The sequence below is a fragment of the Bizionia argentinensis JUB59 genome (genome assembly GCF_000224335.1).
In the GTDB taxonomy this organism is placed as follows: Bacteria; Bacteroidota; Bacteroidia; order Flavobacteriales; family Flavobacteriaceae; genus Algorimicrobium; species Algorimicrobium argentinense.
Window position 1 is genome coordinate 1 of sequence record NZ_AFXZ01000018.1, and the last position, 19,588, is coordinate 19,588.

At 34.6% G+C, this 19,588-nt stretch carries 20 protein-coding genes and 1 tRNA gene; 7 read left to right on the forward strand and 14 right to left on the reverse strand.

Translation table 11 applies throughout. The features are described 5' to 3' along the window. Positions 1-72: 72 nt before the first annotated feature. The 4 genes from BZARG_RS06265 to BZARG_RS06280 form a co-directional block, all read right to left on the reverse strand. A complete protein-coding gene (locus tag BZARG_RS06265) occupies positions 73-729 on the reverse strand; it encodes an HD domain-containing protein (RefSeq protein WP_008636540.1) in 657 nt (218 codons plus the stop codon). 60 nt (positions 730-789) lie between these two features. Further along, on the reverse strand, positions 790-1,779 hold the full coding sequence (locus BZARG_RS06270) for an acyl-ACP desaturase (protein WP_008636564.1): 990 nt from the start codon (positions 1,777-1,779) through the stop codon (positions 790-792). 19 nt (positions 1,780-1,798) lie between these two features. Further along, positions 1,799-2,536: a lysophospholipid acyltransferase family protein gene (locus tag BZARG_RS06275; RefSeq protein WP_008636531.1), complete on the reverse strand. Its 738-nt coding sequence runs from the start codon at positions 2,534-2,536 to the stop codon at positions 1,799-1,801. A 110-nt stretch (positions 2,537-2,646) separates the two neighbouring features. Further along, complete coding sequence (locus tag BZARG_RS06280) at positions 2,647-3,057, reverse strand: BrxA/BrxB family bacilliredoxin (protein WP_008636526.1); 411 nt, start codon at positions 3,055-3,057, stop codon at positions 2,647-2,649. A 201-nt stretch (positions 3,058-3,258) separates the two neighbouring features. Here BZARG_RS06280 and BZARG_RS06285 point away from each other — a divergent pair, with 201 nt between their 5' ends. Both BZARG_RS06285 and BZARG_RS06290 read left to right on the forward strand, forming a co-directional pair. Continuing rightward, complete coding sequence (locus tag BZARG_RS06285; RefSeq protein ID WP_008636539.1) at positions 3,259-4,023, forward strand: TerB family tellurite resistance protein; 765 nt, start codon at positions 3,259-3,261, stop codon at positions 4,021-4,023. Between the two features lie 53 nt (positions 4,024-4,076). Further along, on the forward strand, positions 4,077-4,787 hold the full coding sequence (locus BZARG_RS06290; RefSeq protein ID WP_040288076.1) for a PmeII family type II restriction endonuclease: 711 nt from the start codon (positions 4,077-4,079) through the stop codon (positions 4,785-4,787). Here BZARG_RS06290 and dcm read toward each other — a convergent pair. The 5 genes from dcm to BZARG_RS06315 form a co-directional block, all read right to left on the reverse strand. Further along, positions 4,733-6,010, reverse strand: a complete 1,278-nt coding sequence (gene dcm / locus BZARG_RS06295) for a DNA (cytosine-5-)-methyltransferase (protein ID WP_008636563.1) — start codon at positions 6,008-6,010, stop codon at positions 4,733-4,735. The two genes, BZARG_RS06290 and dcm, sit on opposite strands and share 55 nt — an antisense overlap. 334 nt (positions 6,011-6,344) lie before the next feature. Further along, entirely contained in the window at positions 6,345-7,508 is a 1,164-nt protein-coding gene (locus BZARG_RS06300) for a metal ABC transporter permease (protein WP_008636535.1), read from the reverse strand. Next, complete coding sequence (locus BZARG_RS06305; RefSeq protein ID WP_008636537.1) at positions 7,501-8,583, reverse strand: metal ABC transporter permease; 1,083 nt, start codon at positions 8,581-8,583, stop codon at positions 7,501-7,503. The genes BZARG_RS06300 and BZARG_RS06305 overlap by 8 nt, the downstream gene beginning before the upstream one ends. 76 nt (positions 8,584-8,659) lie before the next feature. After that, positions 8,660-9,421 (reverse strand): metal ABC transporter ATP-binding protein, encoded by a 762-nt coding sequence (locus BZARG_RS06310; RefSeq protein WP_008636534.1) that lies wholly within the window; start codon positions 9,419-9,421, stop codon positions 8,660-8,662. A 215-nt stretch (positions 9,422-9,636) separates the two neighbouring features. Then, entirely contained in the window at positions 9,637-10,548 is a 912-nt protein-coding gene (locus BZARG_RS06315; RefSeq protein WP_008636542.1) for a metal ABC transporter solute-binding protein, Zn/Mn family, read from the reverse strand. 322 nt (positions 10,549-10,870) lie between these two features. Between BZARG_RS06315 and BZARG_RS06320 the strand changes: the two genes are divergently transcribed. Continuing rightward, complete coding sequence (locus BZARG_RS06320) at positions 10,871-11,527, forward strand: metal-dependent transcriptional regulator (RefSeq protein WP_008636541.1); 657 nt, start codon at positions 10,871-10,873, stop codon at positions 11,525-11,527. Between the two features lie 76 nt (positions 11,528-11,603). Continuing rightward, the gene (locus tag BZARG_RS15195; RefSeq protein ID WP_008636538.1) at positions 11,604-11,990 is read left to right on the forward strand and encodes a hypothetical protein; all 387 of its coding nucleotides are present in this window, start codon (positions 11,604-11,606) and stop codon (positions 11,988-11,990) included. Here the strand turns inward: BZARG_RS15195 and BZARG_RS15465 are convergent. From BZARG_RS15465 to BZARG_RS06340, 4 genes are all read right to left on the reverse strand, one after another. Further along, positions 11,987-12,127 carry a FeoB-associated Cys-rich membrane protein gene (locus BZARG_RS15465; RefSeq protein ID WP_008636528.1) on the reverse strand — a complete coding sequence of 47 codons (141 nt, stop codon included), beginning with the start codon at positions 12,125-12,127 and terminating at the stop codon, positions 11,987-11,989. The genes BZARG_RS15195 and BZARG_RS15465 overlap by 4 nt on opposite strands. Before the next feature lie 12 nt (positions 12,128-12,139). Then, positions 12,140-14,239, reverse strand: coding sequence for a ferrous iron transport protein B (gene feoB, locus BZARG_RS06330; RefSeq protein ID WP_008636530.1), 2,100 nt, complete (start codon positions 14,237-14,239; stop codon positions 12,140-12,142). Next, positions 14,236-14,460, reverse strand: a complete 225-nt coding sequence (locus tag BZARG_RS06335; protein ID WP_192807233.1) for a FeoA family protein — start codon at positions 14,458-14,460, stop codon at positions 14,236-14,238. The genes feoB and BZARG_RS06335 overlap by 4 nt, the downstream gene beginning before the upstream one ends. 79 nt (positions 14,461-14,539) lie before the next feature. Continuing rightward, positions 14,540-15,211 (reverse strand): SCO family protein, encoded by a 672-nt coding sequence (locus BZARG_RS06340; RefSeq protein WP_008636536.1) that lies wholly within the window; start codon positions 15,209-15,211, stop codon positions 14,540-14,542. 114 nt (positions 15,212-15,325) lie between these two features. Between BZARG_RS06340 and BZARG_RS06345 the strand changes: the two genes are divergently transcribed. From BZARG_RS06345 to BZARG_RS06355, 3 genes are all read left to right on the forward strand, one after another. Next, complete coding sequence (locus BZARG_RS06345; protein WP_008636527.1) at positions 15,326-17,263, forward strand: M1 family aminopeptidase; 1,938 nt, start codon at positions 15,326-15,328, stop codon at positions 17,261-17,263. Positions 17,264-17,335: 72 nt separating this feature from the next. Continuing rightward, the gene (gene rseP, locus BZARG_RS06350; RefSeq protein WP_040288079.1) at positions 17,336-18,664 is read left to right on the forward strand and encodes an RIP metalloprotease RseP; all 1,329 of its coding nucleotides are present in this window, start codon (positions 17,336-17,338) and stop codon (positions 18,662-18,664) included. A 94-nt stretch (positions 18,665-18,758) separates the two neighbouring features. Then, positions 18,759-18,835 (forward strand) — tRNA-Asn (locus tag BZARG_RS06355). 254 nt (positions 18,836-19,089) lie between these two features. Here BZARG_RS06355 and BZARG_RS06360 read toward each other — a convergent pair. Then, on the reverse strand, positions 19,090-19,588 hold a 499-nt coding region (locus tag BZARG_RS06360), incomplete at its 5' end, for an integrase core domain-containing protein (protein WP_040288080.1).

Sequence of the window (19,588 nt, forward strand, 5' to 3'; positions counted from 1 at the left end):
AAAACCTGAAAGCTTTTGTATGCTTTCAGGTTTTTTTATGTGAAATAATTAAGGTTTATTAAAGAGTAGATTTTATCTTTTTCCTTCCCATTCGGCATTAAATTGATCCAAAAATTCTTCCATAAACTTATGGCGTTGTTCAGCAATTTGCTTTCCTGTTTTTGTATTCATTTTATCTTTTAGTAGTAGTAACTTCTCATAAAAATGATTGATGGTCGGCGTATCCGTTTTTTTATAGGTCTCCTTATCCATATTTAAATCAGGTTTAATTTCTGGATCGTATAGCACCCGATTTTTAAAGCCGCCGTAATTAAAGGTTCTGGCAATACCAACAGCGCCTAAAGCATCCAATCGGTCGGCATCTTGAACAACATCTAATTCCGGCGAGGTAAATGACTTGGATGGGTCTAAAGACGAGCTGTAAGAAATGTTTTCAATAATTTTCACTACGTGTTCAATGTTTTTGGAATCGACATTTTCTTTTAATAGAAATGCTCTAGACATTTTTGGACCAATAGTTTCGTCTCCATTATGGAATTTACTGTCAGCAATATCATGCAGCAAAGCGCCTAAAGCCACCACTAAAGTGTCAACTTGTTCGTTTTTGGAGATGAGCAGCGCATTCTTATATACGCGTTCTATATGAAACCAATCATGGCCACCTTCGGCATTTTTCAGTTCTCTTTTTACAAAAGTAATGGTGTTATTTATGGTTTGTTGATCGGTCATAGGTTTCTGGAAATAAAAATTCCCTTCAGGTTAGTGAAAGGAATTATATCAATTTATCGTTTATTTTAATCTAGCAGGTTCTACCCATTTAAATTGGTAAGAGTCTTCTGGAATCTTCATTCGGCCAGACAAACGTGTTAGGCGCGCTGGTAATTTCATGAGATAATCTCTTGCTTTTTCAGCTTCATCAGAAAGGTTGGTAATTTTATCAATTTCCCAACGGACTAATAGTTTTTCAAGAATACTAACATAATCAGCAGACGTATAGACACCAATTCGTTGAGCCGTGTTTGAAAACTCTTCAAAAGCGGTTCCCATTCTATGGCCAGATTCTCTTAAGAAATGTGCAGGCATTGTAATTTTTAATTTCATCATCTGCTGAAACGCAATCATCATCTGATTTGGATCCACAGCAAAAATGCGCTCTACAAATTCGCAGTAGGCATGGTGGTGACGCATTTCATCACCAGAAATAATTTTACACATTTTAGAAAGTCGCTTGTTACCGCGGTCTTTAGCTAATTTAGCTACGCGATTATGTGAAATGTAAGTAGCTAGTTCCTGAAAACTCGTATATAAAAAGTTTTTATAAGGATCCCGATCGGTTCCAATATCAAAACCATCAGCAATAAGGTGCTGGGTTGTTATTTCAATTTCTTTCATGTTCACTCTGCCAGATAAATATAAATATTTATTGAGCACATCACCATGGCGGTTTTCTTCAGCGGTCCAATGACGAACCCATTTTCCCCAAGAATTTCTACCTACTTGATCTACACCTTCTACATCCATTAACCATGATTCGTAGGTTGGTAAAGCTTCTTCCGTAATCATATCACCTACTAGAACTACCCAAAAATCATATGGTAATTCTTTAGACAGTTCACGGATTTCTTTAACCTCTTCCAAAAAGTTGCTACTTTCGGAATCTGGTAAAAAATCGGATGGTTGCCAGATAGTGTCTATAGGAATCAAATATTTTTCAATAAGGGAATCCACATCTTTTTCAAGATGTTGCATGACTTCCAGACGTATGTTTTTTAAAGACATAAAAGTTGGTTTTTTAATTTTAAACTTCTATAGCAGAAGAAATTGTGGTTTCTATTTGCGCAATTAACTTCGCTTTATCCTCAAAGGTAGCTAATTTGAGAGGTTTATGAACAGTTAATTTCATATGATTTCCTATTCCCATAGGAAATTTTCCATATTTTAACAACTTCCAAGAATTGTTAATAGTGATAGGTACAATCACTGCTGAAGGGATTTTTTTAAACAAAATCTCCAAGCCTTTTGTCTGAAATGGTTTGGGTAAGCCATCTTTACTACGCGTGCCCTCCGGGAAAATTACGGCTGCACGTTTGGTTTCTTCTATATATTCACCAAACTTCATAATTGCTGGAAACGCCTGTCTTGGGTTTTTTCTATCTATCAATACCGATCCGCCATGACGTAAATTATATGATACACTCGGGATACCTTTGCCTAATTCTTTCTTGCTAATAAATTTGGGATGGTGTTTACGCATGTGCCATGTTATAGGCGAAATATCATACATGCTTTGATGGTTTGCTACAATTATTAAAGGGGCGTCTGTTGGTATATCTTGGTTGTCTATAAATGTGTATCGCGTTCCTAAGATATTAGTGGAACGCATGATAAAAAACTGCAGCCAATCCGTACTTATTTTATGAGCTTGATAGCCTAAAACATTAAAACAGAACCATTGTATGGGATGAAAAACAATTAGCGTTAACAAAAAGAAAACGGCATAAATGCTAGTTAGAATATAAGCGACTAATTTTTCCATAAAAAAGACATGGTTTATTTACAAAACTAAATTAAAAGAAATTCAGTCACAAAAAAAACCACGACATAATCGTGGTTTCATCTGACTCTTATTTTATTTAAAAAATTGGCTTAACAATTTTGGTTGTAAGCATCTTTTAAGTTTTCAGCAATTATCTCGGCTGGACGACCTTCAATATGGTGGCGTTCAAGCATGTGTACTAATTCACCATCTTTAAATAAAGCCATACAAGGAGAACTTGGAGGAAATGGTACCATGTGCTCACGTGCTTTGTTAACGGCATCTTTATCAACACCTGCAAAAACCGTAACAATATTATCTGGTTTTTTACTGTTTTCTAAACTCATTCTTGCACCTGGACGTGCATTTGCTGCTGCACAACCACAAACTGAATTCACAACAAGTAAAGTAGTGCCTTCTTTTGCTAAAGCTGCATCCACAGCCTCGGCAGTATGTAATTCTTCAAAACCTAATTTGGTTAAATCTTCGCGCATTGGTTTTACTAATTCTGCTGGATACATATATATTCGATTTTATATGATTAATAAATATTAAAGTACAAAGATACCAATTGTGTAACAAATGCCGTAAGCAATCTACTAACAAATAGTATATTTACGCAAAATTTATAGTGTAATAATTCAGAATTTAAAAACCTTCTGTATATTTCAGCTACTTATTTTTAACTAGAAGGTTTGTACAATAATAAAATTGAAGATTAGATGAGTTTTTCAAAATGGATAGGAGCCGCTTTAGGCTGGTCGTTTGGAGGTCCAATTGGTGCCATAATTGGTATGGCTTTAGGTGGAGTAGTAGATGCACTTTCGGATAGAAAAGATGTAGAGCCTGTTTTTAAACAAGGACAACAAAGAAGCGCGTACCGAACAAGCGCGACAAGGCAGCAAACACGTTCAGGTGATTTTGAAGTGAGTTTGTTGGTATTGGCATCCATTGTTATTAAAGCTGATGGTAAGCAAGATCAACGAGAATTGGATTTTGTGCGTCAACAGTTTGCTCATATGTATGGAAAGGAACGTGCTAATCATGCGTTTCAGTTGTTTAAAAATATTAATAAGCAGGAAATTCCGGTGCAACAAGTTTGTTTACAAATTAGGCAAATGATGGATCATCCATCGCGCTTGCAATTATTGCATTTTCTCTTCGGGATAGCCAATGCCGACGGTCATGTTTCGGAAGCTGAAGTTAATAAAATTCATACAATTTCCGGTTATTTAGGTATTCGTTCTATTGATTATGAAAGTATTAAAGCTATGTTTTATAACAGTAGTGATAATGCGTATATTATTCTAGAGATTGAAAAATCGGCTACTGTTGCTGAAATTAAGGCTGCTCACCGAAAAATGGCAAAAAAATATCATCCAGACCGTGTCATACATTTAGGAGCAGAACACCAAAAAGGCGCCGAAGAAAAATTCAGACAAGTCCAAGGTGCTTATGAGCAATTGCAGAAAGAGCGTGGTTTTTAGTGATTACTTTAAATAGGAATAATTTTATTATCTTGAATTTTTATACATAGTTTATGAGTGAATTAGAGCTATTAAATATTGTTAGAGATTATTTTAGGGATAAAATATTTGAAAATCATAAAAAGAATGTTCTTAAAGATCATTCAAAATTAAAATCATATAAGATAAATCCCATACTTGTTAAGTATTTATCTAAAATTCTTGAAGACGATTTTACACCTTTGGGTATTGCAAAAGCACTTTATTATCCGAGGGTTTTAGGGACTTCGATTAACACTTCTTTTGGAACTAGAATTCAAAATATGTTTGTCGAATTAGAATTAGCAAACGGATCGTTAATTAAAGGAATGGATATTGAGTTTATCGATAAAATTGATAACCGAAAAAAATGGTGTCAATTAAAATCGGGGCCCAACACAATTAACTCGGAAGATGTGAATCCTCTATTAAAGAAATTTTCAACAGTTGCTAATTTGGCAAGAACAAATGCTATGAACTTAAATAATAATGATTTGATTTTAGGTGTGCTTTATGGCGAAAGTTCACAATTAAGTCAACATTATAGAAGAATTGATGAAAAACATCCAGTTATTATTGGCAAAGAGTTTTGGCATCGAATAACTGGGTATCCAGACTTTTATAATAAATTAGTTGAGGATTTAGATAAGCTAATTCTTACTTTAGAAACTGAAGATTTTTTTAAACGCGGTTATATGGCGCTAGCTATAGAAGTTGAAGCTTCAGATTTATTCGATTTTTCATAATATTTATTCAAAAAAGCTATTAGAGAATACCCTATTTCTTTGGCTAAATTTACAGGAACAGCATTTCCTATTTGTTTGTATTGTTGACTAACAGATCCATGAAAACTCCAATCATCTGGAAAGGTTTGAATTCTTGCATATTCTCTAACGGTAAATGGTCTTGTTTCTTCAGGATGGCAACGTTCTGTTTGTTTTTGCGCTGGACTACAAGTTAATGTTAAACATGGTTCATCCCAACCAATACGTCTAGCCATACCTGTTTTTCCGCCACCTAAATAAAAGCTTTTCTGCATGTATTCTTTCTGAATGTCTAATGGTAAGTCTCTCCAATATCCTTTTGGCGGTACTAAATCTAAAACATTTTTCTTGTGTTGTGGGTATTTAGATCCTTCCGATTTGGGTACATTACAATCAAATAAATCACCTTTTTTAAGAGCATCGGTTAAATTGTAAATAGTTTCATAAGGCAACGGATATTTGTATTTCAAATCAATATCTTTTCGAACACCTATTAGAATAATTCGTTCTCTTTTTTGTGGAACATTATAATTAATAGCCTTTAAAACTTGAACAGGTGTTACTACATTATAGCCTATTTCGTCTAAGACAGAGATCATGCCTTCCAGCGTCTTACCTTTCTCATGACTTAATAAACCTTTTACATTTTCGCCCAGACAAATTTTTGGTTTTACTTCATTTACAGCGCGAGCAAATTCATAAAACAAAGTGCCTCGCGTATCATTCAAACCTAATTTTTTTCCGGCATAGCTGAAAGCCTGACAAGGAAATCCACCTGTAACAATATCGACTTTATTGGTGTATTCTGAAAAACTGAAATTTTGAATATCCCCTTCTAGAACATTCCATTTGGGTCTGTTTTTTCGTAAAGTTCCACAAGCCCATTTATCAATCTCGTTTAAAGCAACACATTTTAGACCTGCTTTTTCAAGACCTAAAGCTAGTCCGCCTGCACCTGCAAATAATTCTAAAACTGAATATGAGTTATTTGGCTCTGTAAAATTTCCTTGAAAGTTATTTCCATTGATATACTCATTGAATCTAGGAAACAATTCAAGTTGCTCTTTTTTGTAAATTCTATAGTCGCTTATAGGTTCACGAGCAGCAGGGAGCTTACCCGAATTGTCCCAACGTCTTAATGTTTCTGTACTATTTCCAAGAATTTCTGAAACCTCTGAAATAGAATAGTAATCTTTAATAACCATATTACACAACCTTATACATGGTTACAAATATAATGATACTGAATTAAAATGCAAGATTTACTTTACTTAATTTTTCAATCTCTTCAATTTTATAGAAATGATGTTATTTTTTGTAACATATTGATCTAAAGTTAATTAATTTATAACATCTTCTTTTATTAATCTTAATCATTTTTCAACTATAGAAAGTGATTTGTGATTCAAAATTCACTAGAGATTTAAATATTAGTCAAGCACGACTCAGCACGAGATCAATTCGATATATTCCAACAGGGTTTTTACACGGTTTGGGGAATGGCTTGTTTCCAGAGAATTAGAAAAGCAATAAATATTGTTAACCTCTAAATAGGAAGAAATCATCTTTCATATCTTCAATTTGTGCATCTTCATTGGTTATAATATAATCGATTGCTAAGGATGTGAAATCTTCACCTTTATCCGTTAAAGAAACCAGCTGCTTATTGTCGACTGTAATCATGTTATTTTTAAGCGCTAAATCTAAAACCGTTTTCGCACGAATTTTCTGCCAATTAATATGTTCTGTTAAGTGATTCACATGGCGTTCGCTTGCTTCGGTATGATTCTTTAAATGCAGTAAAAAAGTGATTAGTGAAACTTCAACTTTTTGTTGTTTCTCACGATACATCACGGCAATTAAACCTTTACTCGGGGCAAATAAATAGATTATTAAAAATATTAAACCTAGCATCGTTGTTATGGAACCAGCAATGGAAGCATCTAACCAATGCGCGAACCAATAACCCGAAATGGCACTAAGTACACCGAAAAACATGGCTAAAGCGAGCATTTTCTTTAAATCGGTTGTCAATAAATAGGCAGCGGCAGCAGGGGCAATCATTAGTGCAACGACTAATATAGCACCAACAGCATCGAAAGCACCAACTGTGGTTACCGATGCAACCGTCATTAATCCGTAGTGAATGGCTACAGGCGAAAACCCTAAAGATGCGGCTAATCCAGCATCGAATGTGCTAATTTTAAGTTCTTTAAAAAAGGCGATTAATAATCCGATAGTAATTGTTAGAATAGTTCCAATAACCCACAAGGATTTAGGGCCCACATCTACACCGGAAATAGTAAGTCTATCAAAAGGCGCAAAAGCCAATTCACCTAATAAAACAGCATCCACATCCAAATGGATATCATTGGCGTTTTTGGCAATCATAATTACGCCAATACTAAACAAAGCTGGGAAAACGAGTCCGATGGCTGTATCTTCTTTTACCAAGCCTGTTTTCTGAATTTGCTCTACTAAAACAACCGTAATAACACCTGTTAATGCAGCTAAAAGAATAAGCAAAGGTGAATTTAAATCTTGTGTTATAAAAAAACCAACTACTAAACCAGGTAAAATAGAATGACTTATGGCGTCGCTAATCATAGCCATTTTTCGCAGCACTAAAAAAGTACCTGGAATAGCGCAAGCCAAGGCTACCAAACTGGCAATAAGCTGTATTTCTAGTTGCGCGCTACTCATTTTTATTTGTTTGTTGGTTGTACAAATTGGAAGCTCTTTCAAAACCTTCTGGTGTTAAACTCCACATGTTTCCTTCCAGGGTTACGTAATTTTTATCGACTAGTTTTTGAAGCGTTCCACGCGTATATCCTTGAAAGTTATTTAATATTTTAACGGTATGTGGATGAGAAATATCATCATGTGTTTCTGCAATATGAAACATAAAGGCCAGCGTTTTATGGAGTTCTAAATCACGACGATTTTTAATAAATCGGATTTGCCTAAAAAGCAAACCACGGCTTGGTGAAAATATAAACGAAAACAATACAAATACAGTAGCGACCAAAACAATAACTGGACCTGTAGATAGGTTATTTTGACTCGCACTAATAGCTGTTCCAAAAACGCCAAAAAATGCACCGAAAACAGCCGCTAAAAAAACCATGGTTCCTAGACTGTTCGTCCATTGGCGCGCTGCAGCGGCAGGTGCTAAAAGCATAGCACTCATTAGTACAACTCCCACAGTTTGTAGGCCTAAAACGATGGCTAATACGATAAACGACGTAATAAGAATATCAATGGCTTTGGTGTTGAATCCTATTGTGTGTGCATAGTCCTTATCGAATAAGAGAATTTTAAATTCCTTCCAGAATAGTAATAGTACGGTTAAACAAAGTCCGGTTACGATTGCCATTAGCCAAACATCACTTTCAACTAACGTTGCCGCTTGACCAAATAAATATTTATCTAATCCTGCTTGATTGGCATTTGGTTGTTTCTGAATGAACGTTAATAATAGCATTCCAAATCCGAAAAATAAAGACAAAATTAATCCTAAAGCAGTATCCGATTTTAAGTGTGTTTTAGAAACAATACCGCGAATCCAAAACGTACCAATTAAACCACTAATTAAAGCACCGAGTAATAACGTATTGCTGTCTTTTGCGCCAGTTAACAAAAATGCAATGGCAATTCCAGGTAAGGCTGCATGCGAAATAGCATCGCCCAACAAACTCTGTTTTCTCAAAACGGCAAAACTACCAAGCATACCAGTAACAGCACCAAGAATGGCGGTGCCTAGCGTAATAGTACGCAACGTGTAATCGTTAATGAGGAGGTCTATGTATTCGAAAAAGTTTATGACGTGTAGTGTTTAGAGATTAGTATTTTTTTTATTTCTGAATACTGACTTTATAATTAATACCATAAGTTTTTGTCAAATTATCATCGTTAAAAATATCTTTAACCGGTCCTGTAGCAATTTTTTTCACGTTTAAAAAAGTTACCCAATCAAAATATTCAGGCACAGTTTGCAAATCGTGATGCACAACAATGACGGTTTTATTGGCTTTACGTAAGGCTTTTAGAATATTTATAATGGCAATTTCTGTGGTAGCATCTACACCTTGAAAAGGTTCATCCATAAAATAAATAGAGGCGTCTTGAACCAATGCGCGTGCTAGGAAAATACGTTGTTGCTGACCTCCGGATAACTGACTAATCTGTCGGTTTTTGAAAGATAACATCCCAACTTTCTCCAAAGCTTCTAATGATGCTTTCTTCTCTTTTTGTCCTGGACGTTTTATCCAACCCAAGCTTCCGTAGGTTCCCATCATAACGACATCTAGAGCGGTGGTAGGGAAATCCCAATCTACACTTCCTTTTTGTGGTACATAAGCTACCAAATCTCGCTGTTTACTGTAAGGCTTGCCATAAATACTAACACTTCCAGCAATAGGTTTTAAAATTCCTAGTATAGCTTTAATAAGAGTGGATTTTCCAGCACCATTAGGACCAACAATTGCCATAAGAACACCTTCAGGGATTTCTAAATCAATGTCCCAAAGTACAGGTTTGTAATTGTAGGCAACGGTTAAATCGTCTACTTGAACGGCAATGACAGGTTTCTCTTTTTGAGTTTTAATTTCGCTCACCTTTGTTGTTTTTGGTTCTGGTTTTATATTTTGATGTTGGCACTTTCAGATCTCACAGGTTTTAAAAACCTGTGAGATCTTATATGGTATTTAACAGAAAACTTGAATAGCTTTAACTAATTGCATTAGATTATCAATTTAAGGGATGATTAGATTAGCTACGCTTAATCCTCGGTTTCCTGCTTTCGCTTGACTTCCGACAGGCAGGAATTTGGTTACTTCAAAGCATTTACAATCGTATTCACATTATACGTAAACATGCCTATATAAGTGCCTTCTACCGTTCCCGCATTTCCAAGAGCATCGGAATATAATGTTCCACCAATTTGAACATCAAATCCTTTAGATTGGACAGCGGCTTGAAGTGCTTCAATGGTACGTTTAGGTACCGAGCTTTCAATAAATATGGCTTTTACTTGCTTGTCTATTATAAAGGTAGCTAATTTTTGAACATCTTGAACACCAGCTTCTGTTGCTGTTGATAGTCCTTGAAGTCCTACGACTTCAAATCCGTAAGCTTGTCCAAAGTAACTAAAAGCATCGTGTGCTGTAACAAGTATGCGTTTTTCTGCAGGAAGAGTGCTAATTGTATTTTTTATATTTTCATTTAAGGTTTTTAATTTAGCCATATATTCAAGACCGTTCTTTTCAAAAGCAGCTTTGTGCTCTGGTTTGGCTTCAGATAGTTTGTCAACTACAAATTGCGTTATTAATTCCCAGTTATTCACATCAAACCAGATATGTGGATCGTAGTTCGAGGCAAAAAATTCGGATCCAATCAATGTTTTTTCGTCTAAAGCATCAGAAACAGGGATGGTTTTAAGGTTCTGGCTTGCCATTTTCTCGAAAACTTCAACGAGTTTTCCTTCCAAGTGCAATCCGCCGTAAAAAATAACATGGGCATGCGCTAATTTGTTAACATCGCCTTCGCTGGCTTTATATAAATGTGGGTCTACACCACTTCCCATTAAGCCTTTTACTTCAATATATTCACCACCGATATTTTCAACTAGATCGGTAATCATTGTGGTTGTGGTAACGACTTTTAAAGTACCATCGGTTTGGTCTGCATCTTTACAACTCCATGCGAAACCGATAATTATAAGTGCATAAACTATTTTTTTCATAAGTCTAAATTATAGTTGCGAAGATACTAAAAAAATTAGGTTTTAATGTAACTTGTATTGAATACCAAAGAATGAATATTCGTCTAGACTTGATTCCCAAATATTGTACGAGTTTAAATTACGAAAAGTGGATTTTTAATCTAGGCGTTGTTTTTAATATACCAGTAGAGGTTTTTGGTAAAGCTTTTAAAGCACAACAAAACAGGAACATTGTCAGATAAATATTTATAATGGTTTTTTTAAAGGTGAACCATGGTTTAGGTTGGTCTAAAAATATACTTAAGAATATTAAAAATGTATATTTGTTATATAATATATGTTTATGATTACGTTAACAGAAGAGAATTACATCAAGGCTATTTATCATTTAGGAAAGCAAGGTCATGAAATGGTGAATACCAATGCTTTGGCAGAGGCAATGAACACTAAAGCTTCTTCAGCAACAGATATGATTCGAAAATTGGCTGAAAAAGATTATGCCAATTATAAAAAGTATAAAGGTGTTTCTTTAACAGAATCCGGTAAAAAGATTGCGGTTAATATTATAAGAAAACATCGTCTTTGGGAAGTTTTTTTAGTTGAAAAACTCAATTTTACTTGGGATGAAGTTCATGAGCTTGCTGAAGAGTTAGAGCATATAAAATCGAAAAAACTGATTGATGAATTGGATGCGTTTTTAGGTCATCCAACGCATGATCCACATGGCGATCCGATTCCTAATAAGGATGGTGAAATGACTTTAGTTGAAAAAACCTTATTATCGCAAGCACAGATCAATATGAAATACAGCTGTTTGGGTGTGAATGATAGTTCGTCAGAGTTTTTACAATATTTGAATAATAATGATATTGGTTTAGGTGCAATTATTGAAGTGATGCATATTGAACCGTTCGATAAATCTATTAGCATTAAAGCTAATGGAAAACTATTGACGGTTTCGCAAAGTGTGGCCAAAAATTTATATTTAAAAAAAATATAAAATATAATAGACGGGAAAGTTTGTTACCTAAAATCTGAAATCTATGCTAAAAAGGAAGCTTGTCTTAATATGTTTAATGATTGGCTACATAGGTTTTTCACAAGAGAATAAAAATGTCACGCCGCCGATAGTTCTTAAAAAACTCCAGTATCAAGATATGGTTACTATAGGTGATTATAATTTGAAGTTTAGCGAGCTTATTTCGGATTCTAGATGTCCTAATGGTGTTACTTGTGTTTGGGCGGGTGAAGTTGTTATTGAAGTCGAGATTTATAAAAACAACAATTTATTAACTACAGAAACCTTTAATTTTCCACCAACAAATTACACGGTTCAAGAGCGCAAAGCTTTAAGTATTGAAGATAAATTAACGCTTTATTTATACAATGTGATGCCTGCTCCTGAAGTAGATAAGAAAATTGATACAACGGATTATTATTTGCAGTTTACCGATGCAAATTAGTGGCAGCCGCAACCATCGTCGCCACCACAATTTTTAGAATTACTCTTCTTGGGTTTCCAAATAAATTTCCTAATTAGGAATAGTATGGCAAGCCCTAATACAGTAAACGCTATAATATTTTGAATGAGTGGACCCATAATATGATAAATTTACTTTAATAATTGGTAGGCAATAAGCGCCACTACGTAGGCAAAGGCCGTCATAATTACTAATTGGTAAGTTGGCCATTTCCAACTGTTGGTTTCTTTTTTAACAATAGCTAGCGTACTCATACATTGCATTGCAAATGCATAAAACAGCATAAGTGAAATACCGGAAGCAAAATTAAATAACGGTCCGCCTAAAACGGGGTTTACTTCACCAGCCATGCGGTTTTTTATGGTTTCCTCTTCGTCGCTTCCTACGTTGTAAATGGTGGCTAAAGTTCCTACAAAAACTTCACGAGCTGCAAATGAGCTAATCAAGGCAATACCAATTTTCCAATCGTAACCCAACGGACGAATAGCTGGTTCAATAGCACGACCAGTTATACCAATATAAGAATGTTCTAGTTTATAAGAGTCAATATGGTGATCTAAATCCTCTTCAGTTACGTCTTGATTCGCGTATTGTTCTGCAATGATGGCTTCGGCATTATTAAAATCCTCACCGGGACCATAAGATGCTAAAAACCATAATACAATAGAAATAGCTAGAATAATTTTACCAGCACCAAATACAAAGGCTTTTGTTTTTTCTATAACTGTGATTACAACATTTTTAAAAAGTGGTAATTTGTAATTGGGCATTTCTACCACAAAAAACGTTTTACTCTTTATATTGAGAATCTTGTTTAAAAGCCAAGCAGAGCCAACTGCTGCTCCAAAACCTATTAAATAAAGTAACATTAAGGTTAACGCTTGATAGCTTAAGCCTAGAAAGCGACCTTCTGGAATTACCAATGCAATAATAATAAGATAAACAGGTAATCTTGCCGAACAGGTTGTAAAGGGTGTAACTAGAATAGTTATTAAACGTTCTTTCCAACTTTCAATATTCCTGGTCGCCATAATAGCTGGAATAGCACAAGCAGTACCAGAAATTAAAGGAACGACACTTTTTCCGCTTAATCCAAAACGGCGCATTACACGGTCCATTAAAAAGACGACACGACTCATATAACCGCTTTCTTCTAACACAGAAATAAATAGAAACAAGAAAGCAATTTGTGGAATGAAAATAACAATACCACCAATTCCAGGAATAATACCTTCGGAAAGTAAATTCGTGAATGTTCCTGCAGGCATTGCATTTTTTGTCCATTCGCTTAATGATGCAAAGGAGCTATCAATAAAATCCATTGGTATGCTCGACCAATCGTAAATGGCTTGGAAAATGGTTAAAAGTATCAGGCCAAAAATAACATAACCCCAAACTTTATGGGTTAAAATACGGTCTAATTTTATGCGTAAATCTTTGGCAGTACTTAAATCTATAGTTTGTCCTTCTTTCAGGACATTATTAATAAACTGATAGCGCTTTATAGTTTCTTTTTGTTGTAAACGCTTTAAATCGGTGTTGGATTTGGTTTTAAAATCCGCAACGGCATCAATGGCATTTCTATCTATTTTGCCAAAATTTACATCTTGCGTTATAACAAGCCAGAGCTTGTATAGGAGCTGATTGGGAAACGCTTTTTGCAGATTATCAAAATATGGTTTATCAATTTCAGAAGCACTCAAACAAGGCTCATTTGATAACTCTCTATAATTAGCAATTAACTCTTTAAGTTCTGTAATACCTGTTTTTTTTCGGGTACTAATCAATGCTATTTTTGTACCTAGATGTTCTTCTAAATACTCAACATCTAGGCTAATCCCTTTGTAAGCCATTCTATCGGCCATATTAATGGCGAGAATAGTTGGGATTTGAAGATCTTTAATTTGGGTAAAAAGCAACAAGTTTCGCTTAATATTTTCTACATCGCAAACTACGACGGCAACATCAGGGAAATCTTTATCATTTTTATTAAGAAGTAACTCTATAACAACGTTTTCATCAAGTGATGATGCGTTTAGACTATAAGTTCCAGGTAAATCTATAATATGGGCTTTTACACCACGTGGAAGTTTGCAAATACCTTCTTTTTTTTCAACCGTAATGCCTGGATAGTTACCAACTTTCTGGTTTAAACCGGTTAAGGCATTAAAAACAGAGGTTTTTCCTGTATTGGGGTTTCCAATTAAGGCAACGTTGATTTGTTTGCTCATTTAGAAATTTCTATTTGAATGTGTATGGCCGTTTCCTTACGGATAGCTAAATGACTTCCATTTATATTTAAATACATGGGATCTGCAAACGGTGCCATTTGAACCAATTCGACGCTGTTTCCTGGAAGACAGCCCATTTCTAGGAGTTTCAATGGTATGTGTATAGACGAAACATCGACTATAATTCCTTTTTCTCCTCGTTTTATTTCTGCTAAAGTCACCAGTAAGCTTATTTAGATTGATTTTAAAGAAGCAAAAATAATATAAAATTTTAGGGTAAAAAAATTGTACCTATAAAAACTATTTGGAATCTTTCTTTAATTTATGGATATCAGTAATTAAGCGTTCAATTTCTTCGGGATCGGTACCATCATAAAAACCGCGAATTTGCCGTTCTTTATCAATAAGCATGAAGTTTTCGGTATGAATCATATCATAAGGATCAAAACCTATAACATCTTTTACAGCTAAATAGCTTTTTCTAGCCAAATCGTAAATTTGTTTTTTCTCACCAGTTACTAAATTCCAACGCGCATCGTCAACACCTTTTTCAACAGCATATTTTTTTAATTGCGCTACAGAATCAATATCTGGTGTTACGGTATGAGATAGTAAGAGGATATCCGGATCGTTTTTCAGTTCTTTTTGGATATAAACCATATGATCCGTCATAATTGGGCAAATGGTTTGGCAGGTCGTAAAAAAGAAATCAGCTACATAAATTTTATCTTTATAATCAGCTTGGGTTATGGTTTTACCATTTTGATTGGTTAAACTGAAATCGGCAATTTTATGATATTTTTTCTTGTATTGAAGTGTGCTGTCTACCAATTCAGTGGCTACCATGGTAGGTTGATAAATTGGCAAGGGTTTTTCAACATTTAATATGTTATAAATAAAAGCCATAATGATGATACAGATAATTGAAAAAGCAATGGCAAAATACTTGTAGTCTTTGAAAAATGACAACATAATTGGAATATTTAGAGCGTGTATATATAATATTTCTGGTGCAAAATTACAATAGAATGGAGATTAAAACGGTATTTTTAACAAGCATTATTTTATCGTTATAAAAAAACCTGTATGAAACCGTATTCTCTCATCCTATTATTTTTGATATCGACACCCTTTATGGCGCAAGATTATCAAAAACCTTTCAATAAAAATCAAGAAGCTGAAGCTAAAATGGCTATGAAAAAAATGGAGGCCCGATTTAGTATAAATACGGGTGATTACGATATTAAGTACCACCGATTGGACTTATCAGTGGATCCAGGTGTCGCCTTTATTTCAGGAAATGTTACTACGTATTTTGAAGCTAAAGAGCCGCTTTCACAAGTCACTTTTGAATTGACTGATAATATGACGGTTTCGCAAGTTACACAACGTGGAAACGTTTTAAATTTCACACATAATTCTGATGATGAGGTGATAGTTTATTTGCCTCAAATTCAAAGTGCAGGTGTATTAGATTCCCTTACAATGGCTTATTCTGGAAATCCAGTAAGCTCTGGTTTTGGATCTTTTGAACAAAGTTCGCATAATGGGACACCAATTATTTGGACACTTTCAGAACCTTATGGTGCCAAAGGTTGGTGGCCATGCAAGCAGGATTTAATTGATAAAATTGATTCCATAGATGTGCATATAACCACACCACGTTTTACACCTAATAACGAAGATTATGTGTCTGTTTCTAACGGATTAGAATTAAGTCAAACTATTTCTGGTAATTTTAAGACCACTCGATTTAAACATAAATACCCTATTCCAGCATATTTAATTGCTATTGCCGCAACCAACTATAGCGTGTACACGGATGAAGTCGATAATAATGGCAATCTATTCGATGTTGTAAACTATGTGTACCCAGAGAATTTGGCTTATGCTCAGTCTAGAACTCCCATTACAGTGGATATGATTAATTTGTTTTCTACGCTTTTTGATTCATATCCGTATGCCGATGAAAAATATGGCCACGCACAATTTGGTTGGGGCGGTGGTATGGAACACACTACCGTTTCGTTTATGGGTAGTTTTGGTGAAAATTTAATTGCTCACGAATTGGCGCATCAATGGTTTGGTAATAAAGTAACGGCTGGAAGTTGGAAAGATATTTGGTTAAGTGAAGGGTTTGCAACGTATTTACCTGGATTATTCATAGAAAATACAGATGGTATAGCAAGTTTTACGACATTTAAACAACAGCTTATTAATAATATTACTTCACAGCCTGGAGGTTCGGTGTATTTAACGGATTCGGATACCACAAGTGTTAATCGAATTTTTAATAGTCGTTTAAGCTATAAAAAAGCTGCTATGTCAATTCATATGCTCCGAAAAAGACTGGGAGATGCGCCATTTTTTAAAGCTATGAAGGATTATTTGAATCATCCCAATCATACATATGGTTATGCTAAAACGATCGATTTTATAAATGTTGTTGAAACATCATCAGGAGAAAGTTTAACCGAATTTTTTAATGATTGGATTTACAATGAAGGCTACCCTAGTTATTCGGTAACCTGGAACCAGCCGTCTTCAAATTCAGTGTTTATTAATTTATCGCAAATGCAAAGTCATTCATCTGTTTCCTTTTTTGAAGCATCTGTTCCTATTAGACTTATTGGTAGTAACGGTGAAATAAAAGATGTAGTTTTAGATAATAGTAGCAACAATCAGAATTTTATAGAAACGGTAAATTTCACGGTTGTTAATGTGATTTTTGATCCTGAAAGTGATTTGATTTCTAGAAATAACTCGGTAGCTTTATCGACGGAAAACTTGAATTTAGAAGCCAGTTTATACTTGCATCCGAATCCGACAACTAATATTGTCAATATTCAAAAGCCAGAAAGTTTAGAGATAAATCAAGTGAAAATTTACAATGCTTTAGGGCAACTTCTTCATATTGGTTCTTGGAAATCGCGTTTAGATTTTTCGAGCTATTCATCTGGCATATTCTTTGTTAAGTTTGAATCAACCAGTGGAATAATTAACAAAATTGTATTAAAAAAATAGCAATAAACACGTTATAGTTTTCTAAACGGTGTTAAAAGACTACTTTTGTGCGCTATAAAAGAAGAAACCCATATGACCGTAATTTTAATAAAGGCAGCACAATTATTTTTAAGTCTGTCTATTCTTATCGTTCTCCATGAATTAGGCCATTTTATTCCGGCAAAATTATTTGGAACCCGAGTAGAAAAATTTTATTTGTTTTTTGATATTAAGTTTTCATTATTCAAGAAAAAAATTGGCGATACCGTATATGGAATCGGTTGGTTACCATTAGGTGGTTACGTAAAAATTGCCGGAATGATTGATGAAAGTATGGATAAGGAGCAAATGGCGCTACCAGCTAAACCATGGGAATTTAGATCCAAACCATCATGGCAACGTTTAGTAATTATGCTTGGTGGTGTAACGGTGAACTTTATTTTAGGTTTTGTTATCTATATGATGATTTTATTTGTTTGGGGAACAGATTATGCTAACAAGGAAGATATAAAATACGGATTTGGTGTAACAAAAACTATGGAAAAACATGGTTTTCAGCAAGGTGATAGAATTGTTTCCGTAGATGGAACACCATTTCACGAAATGGCCGATATTAACACCTATTTACTTTTTAGAAATGTTGATACTATAGTAGTTGAAAGAGAATCTGGTGTTACGGAAAATTTAACCATTCCTGAAGATATAGGAACGCAGTTGTTTGAAGCGGGTGATTTGCCAGCTATGACATTCCGTGTACCATTTAAATTAGATTCTATTGTGCCTGGATCTCCAGCAGACAAAGCAGGTCTTTTAGTAAGTGATAAGCTGTTATATATTAATGGTACTGAGGTTAATTACCTATCGGATCTGACTTACATGCTAAAGAATAAAAGTGGAGATGTTATTGATTTGGTAGTAAAACGTGATGGAGAAAACAAAGTTTTAAAGGTGACACCTAATCCTGATTTTACTTTGGGTGTTTTAACTGAAAATACGGATTTGGACTATATTAAGGTTAGGCATAAAGATTATTCCTTTGGTGAAAGTATTACTAAAGGTGCATCGGTAGGTTACTGGAAAATTAAAGATTATTTAGGTCAGTTTAAGTATATATTTACCAAAAAAGGTGCTGCTTCAGTTGGTGGTTTTGCTGCTATTGGAAATATGTTTCCACCGTCATGGGACTGGAGAGCTTTCTGGGAAATTACAGCATTCTTATCAATAATGCTTGGTGTTTTAAATTTAATGCCAATTCCAGCTTTAGATGGTGGTCACGTTATGTTTTTATTATATGAAATAGTTTCAGGTAGAAAACCAGGCGATAAATTCATGGAATATGCGCAACTCATTGGTTTCATATTACTTATATCGTTAGTGTTGTTTGCTAATGGTAATGATATATACAAGGCCATTTTCGAGTAAAATAGAAAATCGAAATATTTTACAAAATAAGTCAAATCTTGTTTTGTAATATCTAATATAATATATATATTTGCGCTCGCAAAAGCGACAACACTCCTCCTTAGCTCAGTTGGTTAGAGCATCTGACTGTTAATCAGAGGGTCCTTAGTTCGAGCCTAAGAGGAGGAGCCAAACAGGGAAAGCCTTTACAGAAATGTAAGGGCTTTTGTTTTTTATAATAGTATTATATGGAACCATGTGTTTATATACTCTACTCTCAAAAAATAAACCGATTTTAGACTCAAGCATTGAAAAATAAAAAGGTGTAATTCAAGGATGTGGTTGTAGGCTTCCCCAGTTTAGAACTGTTTGTTAATCCAAATATATAGTTTTTTCCGTTTTAAAACGAATTGGCTTTCTGTTCATGTTTTTCATTAAAAGCCAATTTATTTTAAAATGAGCCCCGCGGCAGCGGCATGTTGCCTTTTCGCATATTCTACAGGTGGTATTTTACCCAAAGAATCGTGTGGTCTATGATGGTTATAATCTTCCATCCATACCTGCGTCTGTTCCCTTACTTGATCTATATTTTCAAAAATGTATTTATTTAGGACACCTCTTCTGTAGGAACCATTGAACCGCTCTACAAAAGCATTTTGAGTAGGTTTTCCAGGCTGTATATATTTAAACTCTATCTCGTGCATCTCACTCCAGACACTGGCTATGTTGGCGATGAATTCAGGGCCATTGTTCATTCTGATCTTTTTAGGTTTTCCTTTTTTATTGATCAGGTGATTGAGTACCCATACAACTCGGTTGCTTGTCAATGAAAAATCAATTTCAATATGAAGTACCTCTCTGTTATAATCATCGATGACATTAAATGCTCTAAAACGTCTTTTATTCTCCAAAACATCTGTTACGAAATCTATACTCCAAGTATGG